The sequence below is a fragment of the Aliiroseovarius sp. ABM4_368 genome (genome assembly GCF_056161205.1).
The window spans coordinates 1-598 of the sequence record NZ_JBSWYR010000022.1 but is presented as its reverse complement, the minus strand read 5'-3'; the positions used below and the strand labels follow the sequence as shown (position 1 = coordinate 598).

Sequence of the window (598 nt, the reverse complement as noted above, 5' to 3'; positions counted from 1 at the left end):
TCATGGCTAAGGAAAAGTTTGAACGCGGTAAACCGCACGTTAACATCGGCACGATTGGTCACGTTGACCACGGCAAGACCACTCTGACGGCAGCGATCACCAAATTCTTTGGTGACTTCAAAGCATACGACGAAATCGACGGTGCACCGGAAGAGAAAGCCCGCGGCATCACGATCTCGACGGCTCACGTTGAGTACGAGACCGAGAACCGTCACTACGCACACGTTGACTGCCCCGGCCACGCCGACTACGTCAAGAACATGATCACCGGTGCGGCCCAGATGGACGGCGGCATTCTGGTTGTGAACGCAGCTGATGGCCCCATGCCTCAGACCCGCGAGCACATCCTGCTGGCACGTCAGGTTGGTGTGCCTGCGCTGGTTGTTTTCATGAACAAAGTTGACCAGGTAGACGACGAAGAGCTGCTCGAGCTGGTTGAGATGGAAGTTCGTGAACTGATGAACGAATACGACTTCCCGGGCGACGACATGCCGATCATCGCGGGTTCCGCGCTGGCCGCTATGGAAGGCAACAACCCGGAAATCGGCGAGAACAAAATCCGCGAGCTGATGGCAGCTGTGGACGAGTACATCCCGAC

At 56.9% G+C, this 598-nt stretch carries 1 protein-coding gene; it reads left to right on the top strand.

Going from position 1 to position 598, the window contains the following annotated elements:
• Positions 1 to 2: 2 nt before the first annotated feature.
• A partial coding sequence (locus ACXAH3_RS16455) for a GTP-binding protein (protein WP_474863353.1) occupies positions 3 to 598 on the top strand: 596 nt, incomplete at its 3' end.